We start from the raw sequence: 10,707 nt of genomic DNA on the forward strand, positions 1-10,707 counted from the left end.
AATTCGGTGGGAAATATGAAGCAAGAGGTTATCGAAACGGGGGAGTTAAGTTACTCTCCGTGTAGGTACGGCAATTCAAAGGTGCTGTTCCGCGGGCCGCGCAAGGCGCTGAATGAACCCTACCTTGCCTTCATCGGCGGGACGGAAACTTATGGCAAGTTCATACATAAACCATTTCCCGCGCTTGTTGAAAAAGCGATGCGTCAGCCGTGCGTGAACTTGGGCTGCGTAAACGGGGGGATCGATGCGGTTGTGAAAGATACTGCGGTACTGGAAATTTGCCGCGATGCTGATCTGACGGTGATACAAATTATGGGTGCTCATAATCTGTCAAATCGATTTTATTCGGTGCATCCGCGCCGCAATGATCGGTTTTTGATGGCATCAACGGTATTGCAGGCAATTTATCCAGAGGTCGATTTTTCGCAGTTTTCTTTTACACGGCATATGTTAGGCGCCTTGCACGATACATCACCCGAGCGTTTTGATATTGTGGTGAATGAGCTGCGACAGGCGTGGTTGGCGCGCATGCGTAGCATGGTGTCAAAGATCGGGCGCAATGTCATTCTATTGTGGTTTTCAGACCAAGAATTAAACAATCAACATTGGTCGATGCGCCCTGACCATTTGAAGCGTGATCCGTTATTCGTCACAGCGTCTTTGATTGATGAATTGCGCCCGTTGGTTAGGGGTGTGGTGGTCGTGCAGCCGTCCCACGCTGCTAAGACAGAGGGTGCAAAAGGCATGATCCATTCCGCGTCCCAACATGCAATGGCGTCTGAAATGCTGGGTGTCCGAAGCCACTACGAAGCAAGTGCGGTTTTGGTCCCAGCGATCCGTGAACAGCTCTACACCATCTAGACGTTCAAAAGGCTTTGCCTAACCTTTGGCCGGGGCAGACCATCATGTCGTAAGTGTCCCGTGCCAGTTCGTGCAAGTGGGGATATGCGCCGTAACGTGAGTGATGCGTTGCGAGTGAAGACACCAACAGGGCATATCAGGACTGGTGCGTCTGCCGTTCGGATGGGCGTGAGGTATCGGCCTCGTGATCAGACATTTCGGCCGCGTTGCGCTGACAGGACGTATCTATTTACGCACTTTACGTCTGCTGTTGCCACCGCTTGAGAAAGGTAGTTCATTGTCTGCTGCTGGGACCCGCCATAAAAAAGGGCCCGCAAGCGCAGGCCCCTTGGGTCGTTTTTGGTTTAAGCTTCAGAGCTTTTCTGTCAACTCTGGCACCGCGGTGAACAGATCAGCAACAAGCCCAAAGTCGGCGACTTGGAAAATTGGGGCTTCTTCGTCTTTGTTGATGGCGACGATGACCTTGCTGTCTTTCATCCCGGCAAGGTGTTGAATTGCCCCGGAAATGCCGATGGCAACATAAAGGTCCGGCGCAACAACTTTGCCGGTTTGGCCGACTTGCCAGTCGTTCGGGGCATAGCCGCTGTCGACGGCGGCGCGCGATGCACCCACGGCTGCACCCAGTTTATCGGCCAGCTTTTCGATCAGCGCAAAATCCTCTTCGGACCCGACACCGCGGCCACCGGACACAACCACACCAGCGGATGTCAATTCGGGGCGGTCAGAAGCAGCGACTTTGTCTTCGACCCATGCGGACAGGTTGGCATTGCCGGCTGTGCCAAGGGTTTCAACGGTCGCAGTCCCACCCATTCCCGCAGCATCAAACCCTGCAGTGCGCACGGTCATGACCTTTTTGGTGTCGGTGGATTTGACGGTTTGGATCGCGTTGCCTGCGTAGATCGGGCGCTCGAATGTGTCGGCATCGACGATTGCCGTGACTTCGGAAATCACCATCACGTCCAGCAGGGCCGCAACGCGTGGCATGATGTTTTTCGCGTCCGAAGTGCCGGGTGCCGCAATGTGGGTATAGTCGCCGGCGAGCGATACGATCAGATCTGCAACCGGTTCGGCCAAGGCGTGGCAATACGCGTGGTCGTTTGCAAAGATCACTTTGGCAACGCCGTCGATTTTGGCCGCCTCTGCGGCGGCATCGTCGCCGCCTTGTCCGGCGACCAGAATATGAACGTCACCCAGCGCCGTAACCGCAGTCACGGTTTTGGCGACAGCGTCAGTCGAAAGCTGGCCGTTGGTGACATCAGCAAGGAGAAGAACAGCCATTATACAGCCCCCACTTCTTTAAGTTTCGCGATCAGTTCGTCGACGGAACCAACGATGATACCAGCCTGACGTGTGCTTGGTTCTGTTGTGCTGACCACTGTCAGGCGCGGTGCGACGTCAACGCCGTAATCGGCAGGTGTCTTTTCATCCAAAGGTTTTTTCTTGGCCTTCATGATGTTGGGAAGCGACGCATAGCGCGGTTCGTTCAAGCGCAAGTCAACCGTGATGATGGTTGGTGTCTTGACCTTGATTGTCTGCAAGCCACCGTCGACTTCGCGGGTCACCACGGCGCTGTCGCCGTCAATGTTAACCTCAGACGCAAAGGTCGCCTGCGACCAGCCCAGCAGCGCCGACAGCATCTGCCCGGTGGCGTTCATGTCGTTGTCGATGGCTTGTTTGCCACAGATCACCAGACCGGGGGCTTCTTCTTTTACGATTGCGGCAAGAATTTTCGCGACTGCAAGCGGTTCGATGTCGGTGTGCACGTCGTCGGCAGCAACAACAAGGATGGCGCGGTCTGCACCCATAGCCAACGCGGTGCGCAGTGTTTCTTGCGCTTGCTTAACGCCGATGGATACGGCGATGACTTCTTCCACCTTGCCCGCTTCACGCAGACGAATGGCCTCTTCGACGGCAATCTCGTCGAACGGGTTCATGGACATTTTGACATTGGCTAGATCGACACCCGTGCCGTCCGCTTTGACGCGAACCTTCACGTTATAGTCGATCACGCGCTTGACCGGTACGATGACCTTCATCTGCGTATTTCTCCCAAGAAAATTGATCGTTAGTCTTTCAGTGTTGTTGTTACCCGCTGGGCGCAGGCGAAAACAGTGCAAAATCGACGCAGTGGCCCGCATGGACGCCACGTTCTTGACGTTAACGTCATCGTGCGGGCGGGTTTTTACCTGACTTTCGTTTAACGATTTGCGCCGGGCACCCAAAGAACATCGTTTTTTCCGTTACCATTGGCGATCCGTGACGCCTGAAAAAACCAATCCGATAGACGGTTTAGGTATTTGACAGCGTCCGGATTGACATGATCCTGTCCGGCCAGTTCTACAATCAGACGTTCGGCGCGGCGCGACACGGTGCGACACAAGTGCAAGTGCGCGGCAAGAGCAGAGCCACCCGGCAGCACAAAACTGCGCAGCGGATCGACGTGCGCGGTCATCGCGTCAATTTCAATTTCCAGCCGTCCGACCTGCGCACCCGACATCCGCAATGGCGGGTGCGCGGCATCAGCATCCTTGTCCATGTCAGGGCGGCACAGGTCCGCGCCCAGATCGAACAGGTCATTTTGGATCATTGCCAGTTGCGCGTCGATTTCACCATCTGCATGCAGGCGCGCAAGCCCGACGGTGGCGTTGGTTTCATCTACTGTTCCGTAGGCGTTGACCCGCACGTCATACTTCGCGACCCGTTCGCCATTTCCCAGCGCGGTTTCGCCCGTATCGCCGGATTTGGTATAGATTTTGTTCAGAACCACCATTGTTTAGTTCCCCCGGCTGCGCAGATAGGCAAAGGCCACGATCAAGATGACCGCGACAAACTGCGCCCCGATCCGCCAGCGCATGATTTTATTGGCGTATTTGCGATTGAATTCGCCCCCTTTTCCAAAGGTGCCGATGCCAAACAACAAGATCGCCAGCACACACAGGGCGGCGGCCGCGACGAGCCAGAAAAATGGGTCACTTGCCATGTTAAAGTCCTCTCAAAGGGTTGCGCGCGTAATCTAGCGGGTCTTGGCACGAAAGAAACCCGTTAGCCACGCATTATCAATGCGTCCAACCAGCGCGTCGGCAGAATACGCCGCAAAGTTCCCATGATATAAGTCGGTGTTGTGACATAATACCGCGCCTTGGGCCGCGACGCCGTCAGCGCGTGAAGCAGTTTTTTCGTCACTGCGGATGCCGGCAATTCAAACTGATCGGGTCCGCTGTCGGTATAAAGCCGCGACATCAAGGTTTTGTACTGCGCGGCACGTGCGGAATTTTCCCAATCAATCCATCGTTCAAAATGCGGAATCGCGTTTTTACGGATGTTTGATGTGATTGGACCGGGTTCAATCAGGATCACTTTGATCGGTGTGTCGTGCATTTCAATCCGCAGCACGTCCGTCAGCCCCTCAAGCGCAAATTTCGTGGACACATAAGCGCCACGCCATTTCATCGCGACAAGCCCTAATACGGATGAACAGTTGATGATCCGCCCGTGCCCTTGGGTCCGCATGACGGGAATCACCTGGCGTGTCAGGTCGTGATAGCCAAACACATTGGTTTCAAAAATCGCCCGCAGACCGTCAGTTTGCAGGTCTTCAACGGCGCCGGGACAGGCAAAGGCCCCGTTGTTATACAGCGCATCAAGCGTGCCGCCCGTCGCCGCAAGCGTTTCAGCCAGGCCGCTGGCGATCGTGGCACTATCGGCATAGTCGATACGTGGACTGTCAAAGCCTTCGGCTTTGAGGCGATCACAATCGGTTTGCTTGCGGCAGCTTGCGAAAACGCGCCAACCTGCTGCACGCAGTCCGTGTGCTGCGTCATAGCCTATGCCAGATGAACAGCCCGTTATAAGGATGGTTTTTTGTAACATGACGCATGTGTGCCGCGTTCAGGCGGCACTGGCAAGCGTCGGTTAATCGCTGATCAGCCAAGCAGCCATCCAGCCGGTTTCACCCGTTTCCAACAGCCGGATGTTGACCCAGTCGCCCCGCTGTTCCAGCATTTCTGCTTCGGTTCCGCTTGGGACAGTGGTGAGAACGGGGTGCGCACGGCCAGCGCCCAGACGCACATTTACGTTGTCGCCCAGAACAATGCGCAAGTCGCGGGCGGCGCTTTCTTGAACGGCAGCTTGTGTCGCGCCAAAGCTGGCTTGACTGATCTGTCCATCAGGTTGCGGTGTTGGGATCGCACCGGGCGCCGGCAAAATGATGGGGTTTTTAAAGTCGACGTATTCGACGCCGTTAATCATCTGAATCCGGGGGGTAACTCTTGGCGCTTGGGCGATCACAGCTACGGGCGTGCCATGTTCAACCTCTGCGGAAACAGGCGTTTGTTCTGGAATGACTTTGGCTGTCGGTGTGAAATCTGCCCCGCCAGACATTTCATAAAACGCCCATGAAAACATAGCGGTGGTAACGAACATAAACTTGTACATCTGAAATTCTTTCTGTCTGCTGTTGTGATCAAAACCAGCGAACCGCGCAAAAGTTCCCAAATAGCTTGATGCGCGAGAGGATCAGTCGTGTAACAGGTGTGCCGCGACCCACCCGATGTGGTCGCTTCCTGATACCTTGACCTGCACCCAGTCTGCCTCTGTTTGAAGAACATGGGTGGCTGTGCCCGACGGCAGTGTTGTGACGATCCTGTGTCCTGTGCTGGGACCACTGCGGATGTTCACCCGATTGCCAGCGATCGTGCGCAGCGGGGCGTGTGCAGTTTGATCGGCTGTGTCGCGTGTGTGCGCGACCGGGGTTGCTGCGCTAGCTTCATACCGCACGATGATCGGGGTGTTAAACGGCACATAATCATTCGTGGCCGCACGGGTCGGAAAGGACGTGGTGGTTGCGCGTCTTTGCTGTGGTTTCACGGGTTCGGCCGTGGCAACTGTGTCGCGGTCGCGCTGCGCGCCGGGGGCAAAGTCCGTGCCGCCGGACATTTCATATGCCGCTAAAAACAAGAAGAATCCGGTTATCGCTGTCAGTCTCAACATTGCGTGTCATTCCCAGCCGCATGGGCTGAACCCTTTGAAAATCTGTTGCGGGCTATCAAACATATTGATCAATACGTGAAACGGGGAATTATCGCGGCTTTACGCCACAATTCCCTACCGCTAAACCAATGCCATGAATGATAAGAGCAGCGGGTCCGCAATGGGACCAAACGACACCACTGAAACGCTTCGCAAGGCCATTGGCGACCGCTATTTGACCTATGCGCTGTCGACGATCATGCACCGCGCGTTGCCAGATGCACGTGACGGGCTAAAGCCTGTGCACCGTCGGATTTTGTATGCGATGTCGCGGCTAAAGTTGTCGCCGACAGGTGGGTTTTTGAAGTCCGCAAAAATCAGTGGTGACACCATGGGGGATTTTCATCCGCATGGGGACATGGCGATTTATGACGCGATGGCGCGCTTGGCCCAAGATTTCAACGTCCGCTATCCGTTGGTGGACGGGCAGGGGAACTTTGGCAACATCGACGGCGATAACCCCGCGGCAAGTCGCTACACCGAAGCCCGCATGACCGCCGCCGCCGAAGCGCTTTTGGAAGGGTTGTCAGAGAATTCTGTTGATTTTCGCGATAACTATGATGGCCGCCTGACAGAACCAACCGTGCTGCCTGCGACATTCCCGAACCTGTTGGCGAACGGGTCCAGCGGAATCGCGGTTGGGATGGCGACAAACATTCCGCCGCACAACCTGCACGAATTGATCGACGCTTGTTTGCACCTGATCAAGACGCCAGATGCGCGCGACGAAACATTGCTGAATTACATCCCCGGACCGGATTTTCCGACTGGCGGCGTTATTGTCGAACCCGCCGCGAATATTTCCGAGGCGTACCGGACAGGTCGCGGGTCGTTCCGTCTGCGGTCGAAATGGGAGGTTGAGGATCTGGGGCGGGGCACATGGCAAATTGTCGTGACCGAGATTCCCTATCAGGTCCAAAAATCCAAGCTGATCGAAAAGCTGGCCGAAGTAATCCAGACCAAAAAAGTGCCGCTGCTGGCGGACGTGCGTGACGAATCCGCCGAGGATGTCCGTATTGTGCTGGAGCCACGTGCGAAAACCGTCGACCCAGAAGTGATGATGGGGATGTTATTCCGCAACTCTGACCTTGAGACCCGGTTTAGCCTGAACATGAACGTGTTGATCGACGGGGTAACGCCCAAGGTTTGTTCGCTTAAGGAAGTGCTGCGCGCGTTTCTGGATCACCGCCGCGAGGTCCTGACACGCCGTAGTTTGTACCGTCTGGAAAAGATCGACCACCGGCTTGAGGTGTTAGAGGGCTTTATCATTGCCTTCCTCAACCTTGACCGCGTCATCGACATCATCCGCTATGACGATGACCCGAAAAAGGCGTTGATGGCCGAAGATTGGGCACTGGATCATGTCCGCGCCATGTCGGATGCCGATTACAAGGGGCCAGTTGGGGCCGATCCCGAAGTTTCACTGACCGAAGTCCAAGCCGAAGCCATTCTGAACATGCGTCTGCGCAGCTTGCGGCGTCTGGAAGAGCTGGAATTGGTTGCCGAACGTGATGCCCTGCGTGCAGAGCGCGCAGGGATCGAGGCATTGCTTGCCAGTGATGACCTGCAATGGGCCAAGATCGCCGAACAACTGCGCGAGACCCGCAAAACCTTTGGCCGCGACAGTGTCGGCGGCAAGCGTCGCACCCAATTTGCAGAAGCGACCGAGGTGGTTGATGTCCCGCTCGAAGCGATGATCGAACGAGAGCCGATTACCGTCGTTTGTTCGCAAATGGGATGGATTCGCGCGATGACGGGTCACATCGACCTGACGCGCGAATTGAAATTCAAAGACGGCGACGGCCCGCGTTTTGCCTTTCACGCCGAAACCACGGACCGTCTGTTGGTCTTTGCGGCGAACGGGCGGTTTTATACGGTGTCTGGCGCCAACCTGCCGGGTGGGCGGGGTATGGGCGAACCGTTGCGCCTGATGATCGACCTGCCCAACGAGGCCGAGATCATCGACATTCTGGTTCATAAACCGGGCGCAAAACTGTTGGTGGCATCAGCCGAAGGGAACGGGTTTATTGTCCCCGAAGATGAAGTTCTGGCCCAGACTCGCACGGGCAAACAGGTGTTGAATGTCGCAAGCGGCATGGCGCAGGTTTGTAAACGCGTCAGCGGGGATCACGTTGCGGTCGTCGGTGAAAACCGCAAAGTGTTGGTTTTCCCGCTGGATGAGCTGCCTGAAATGGCCCGTGGCAAAGGTGTGCGGCTGCAAAAATACAAAGATGGCGGCATGTCAGACGCGGCGACATTCACGCTGTCCGAAGGGTTAAGCTGGCTTGACCCCGCAGGGCGCACCCGCACCGAAACGGAACTGGACGAGTGGGCCGGCAAACGCGCAAGCGCTGGTCGCATGGCGCCGCGCGGGTTTCCAAGAGATAACAAATTCACCTGACACCTTAGGCTGCCCCTGAAGGCGGTCATGAAAATTGTCATAAATCTGCAAACCTAGCCGCCTAGGTAGGCGCTGAATCATGCGCCACCATAGGGAAGCTAGCAAATGACTGATTTCGAAACAAAACACCTTTCTTGGGACGCGTGGGATGAACTACAGCGCCCCGCCCCCGCAACGACAGATTTCGACGCAGTTGTTGAATCTGCGGTGTCGCGCCGTGGATTTTTGACAGGCGTTGTGGCTTTTGGTTCGGGCGCGGCTGTGATGGGAACCGGGATGCTGTCGGGAACCTCTGGCGAGGCGCAGATCGCCAGCCGCTTTGCGTTCAAACCGATTCCGATCGCGACCGATTTCACGGTACATGTTCCCGAAGGATACACATGGCAGCCAATGGCGAAATGGGGCGACGCCCTGTTTTCTGATGCCGAAGAACTGAGCCAAGATACCGGCGTTTCGATCGCTAGCTCTGACCGTGTGTTCGGCGAAAATACCGATGGTATGGAAACCTTTGTTGTCAATGGCCGGCAAGTGATCGCGGTCAACCACGAATATGTGAACCCGGACATCAACTTGCCGCATACGGGTGGCGAAACGACATCGGCGGATGACGCGAAAATTCTGCAAAACATGCAGGGTGTGACCGTCATGGAGATTGCCGAAGGTCCGGATGGCTGGGCGATTGTGAAAGACAGCGATCTGAACCGCCGCATCACGCAGAACACCCCGATGACATTGGCAGGCCCTGCGGCTGGTCATGCGCTTTTGCAGACTGCCGCCGACCCTGCAGGGACAACTGTGTTGGGCACGACGAACAACTGCGGTTCGGGCCGGACGCCCTGGGGGACATATCTGACCTGTGAAGAAAACTTTAACGGCTATTTCGGTTCCGTTGACGCCGATTTTGCACTGCCAGACGGATATGATCGCTATGGCATCGGCAAAGAGGGCCGTTACGGGTACGAAAAGTATGATGCACGCTTTGATGTGTCGCAAAACCCGAACGAGCCACACCGATTTGGCTATATCGTCGAAATCGATCCATCCGATCCGACATCGACCCCGATCAAACATACCGGGTTGGGCCGGTTCAAACACGAAAATGCCGAAGCAGTGATCGCACCAGATGGCCGGGTTGTGGTCTATATGGGTGACGACGAACGCGGCGAGTTTATGTATAAATATGTGTCGGCAGGCGTCTATACCGCCGGCGGCCCCACATCGGCGTTGCTGGACGAAGGTCAGCTGTATGTCGCTAAATTCAATGATGATATGACGGGTGAATGGATCGCGTTGACGCCTGAAACCACCGGCATGGATGCTGCTGAAATCGCCGTCTTTACACGCCAGGCCGCTTCAAAGGTCGGGGCAACCACGATGGACCGCCCTGAATGGGTTGCGGTCAACCCGATCGACGTTGAAGGATATTGCGCGCTTACCAACAACTCAAAGCGCGGTGAAGGTGCCGCGAACGCTGGCGGCGACGCGATGGCCGGTGCAGACAAGACGCCGAATCCGCGCAACGCCAATGAATACGGGCAGATCGTGCGCTGGCGTCCCGATGGCAAGGATCACGCCGCAACCGGATTTACGTGGGATTTGTATGTGATGGCTGGTAACCCGACTGTGCACACAGACGCATATGCCGGGTCCGATAATGTCAACGCAGGGAACCTGTTCAATTCGCCTGACGGGATGCAGTTTGACAGCACAGGGTTGCTGTGGATCCAAACGGACGGTGACGACAGCAACGAAGGTGAGTTTGCGCAAATGGGCAATAACCAGATGTTGGTGGGTGATCCCGTGACCGGGCAGATTGAACGGTTCTTGACCGGGCCAAATGGGTCAGAAGTCACAGGGCTGACATGGTCGGCTGACAAACGCACCATGTTTGTCGGTATCCAGCACCCTGCTGCACCTTTCCCTGATGGCGAGGGAAAGTTGCCGCGTTCAAGCATCATTGCTGTCAAACGTGCAGACGGCGCATTGGTGGGTTAATCAATTGGTGCGAGGACGGGTTATTACTACCCGTCCTCAGCCAAGGGGTTGCTGTCTTTATCAAAGAAGAAACGCGCTGGGCGTATGTCTGGCGTGATTATCGAAGCGGCTTTTGTGTGCCGCGCAGGTGATGTAAGTTGCACGTGATGCTGACGATAGATGGGTGTCAGAATCCGAAGAATCAGGGTTTGGTCATACAGTTAGGCGTCAATGCCTCTTGATTTCCCCGCTGTTTCCCAATACATCGCCCGCGATGTTGGACCGGGCCATTGTGGCCCCTCAAAAAATTAAGGGCCCTGCGATATGGCTAAGGCAAAGTTTGAACGTAATAAACCACACGTTAACATCGGCACGATTGGCCACGTTGACCACGGTAAGACGACCCTGACCGCAGCGATCACCAAGTACTTTGGTGACTTCCA

Annotated in this window: 11 protein-coding genes; 4 read left to right on the forward strand and 7 right to left on the reverse strand. The window is 55.8% G+C overall.

What is annotated here, in order from left to right; genetic code table 11:
• Positions 1–15: 15 nt before the first annotated feature.
• A complete protein-coding gene (locus ACXJGX_RS08960; RefSeq protein WP_474780719.1) occupies positions 16–861 on the forward strand; it encodes a DUF6473 family protein in 846 nt (281 codons plus the stop codon).
• Between the two features lie 351 nt (positions 862–1,212).
• Here the strand turns inward: ACXJGX_RS08960 and ACXJGX_RS08965 are convergent, their stop codons facing one another.
• From ACXJGX_RS08965 to ACXJGX_RS08995, 7 genes are all read right to left on the reverse strand, one after another.
• Positions 1,213–2,139 carry an electron transfer flavoprotein subunit alpha/FixB family protein gene (locus tag ACXJGX_RS08965; protein ID WP_474780721.1) on the reverse strand — a complete coding sequence of 309 codons (927 nt, stop codon included), beginning with the start codon at positions 2,137–2,139 and terminating at the stop codon, positions 1,213–1,215.
• Positions 2,139–2,897 (reverse strand): electron transfer flavoprotein subunit beta/FixA family protein, encoded by a 759-nt coding sequence (locus tag ACXJGX_RS08970; protein WP_474780723.1) that lies wholly within the window; start codon positions 2,895–2,897, stop codon positions 2,139–2,141. The genes ACXJGX_RS08965 and ACXJGX_RS08970 overlap by 1 nt, the downstream gene beginning before the upstream one ends.
• Before the next feature lie 161 nt (positions 2,898–3,058).
• Positions 3,059–3,631, reverse strand: a complete 573-nt coding sequence (locus tag ACXJGX_RS08975; protein WP_474780725.1) for a cob(I)yrinic acid a,c-diamide adenosyltransferase — start codon at positions 3,629–3,631, stop codon at positions 3,059–3,061.
• A gap of 3 nt (positions 3,632–3,634) precedes the next feature.
• Complete coding sequence (locus ACXJGX_RS08980) at positions 3,635–3,841, reverse strand: twin transmembrane helix small protein (RefSeq protein ID WP_474780727.1); 207 nt, start codon at positions 3,839–3,841, stop codon at positions 3,635–3,637.
• Positions 3,842–3,903: 62 nt separating this feature from the next.
• A complete protein-coding gene (locus ACXJGX_RS08985; RefSeq protein ID WP_474780729.1) occupies positions 3,904–4,731 on the reverse strand; it encodes an SDR family NAD(P)-dependent oxidoreductase in 828 nt (275 codons plus the stop codon).
• A gap of 42 nt (positions 4,732–4,773) precedes the next feature.
• The gene (locus tag ACXJGX_RS08990; RefSeq protein ID WP_474780731.1) at positions 4,774–5,283 is read right to left on the reverse strand and encodes an SH3 domain-containing protein; all 510 of its coding nucleotides are present in this window, start codon (positions 5,281–5,283) and stop codon (positions 4,774–4,776) included.
• Positions 5,284–5,376: 93 nt separating this feature from the next.
• Positions 5,377–5,850, reverse strand: a complete 474-nt coding sequence (locus ACXJGX_RS08995) for an SH3 domain-containing protein (protein WP_474780732.1) — start codon at positions 5,848–5,850, stop codon at positions 5,377–5,379.
• A gap of 133 nt (positions 5,851–5,983) precedes the next feature.
• Here ACXJGX_RS08995 and ACXJGX_RS09000 point away from each other — a divergent pair, with 133 nt between their 5' ends.
• From ACXJGX_RS09000 to ACXJGX_RS09010, 3 genes are all read left to right on the forward strand, one after another.
• Positions 5,984–8,290, forward strand: a complete 2,307-nt coding sequence (locus ACXJGX_RS09000; protein WP_474780734.1) for a DNA topoisomerase IV subunit A — start codon at positions 5,984–5,986, stop codon at positions 8,288–8,290.
• Between the two features lie 105 nt (positions 8,291–8,395).
• Complete coding sequence (locus ACXJGX_RS09005) at positions 8,396–10,285, forward strand: PhoX family protein (protein ID WP_474780736.1); 1,890 nt, start codon at positions 8,396–8,398, stop codon at positions 10,283–10,285.
• Positions 10,286–10,588: 303 nt separating this feature from the next.
• The coding region (locus ACXJGX_RS09010) for a GTP-binding protein (RefSeq protein WP_295314877.1) at positions 10,589–10,707 on the forward strand (119 nt) is incomplete at its 3' end.

Source organism: Yoonia sp. SWMV100, from assembly GCF_056108365.1.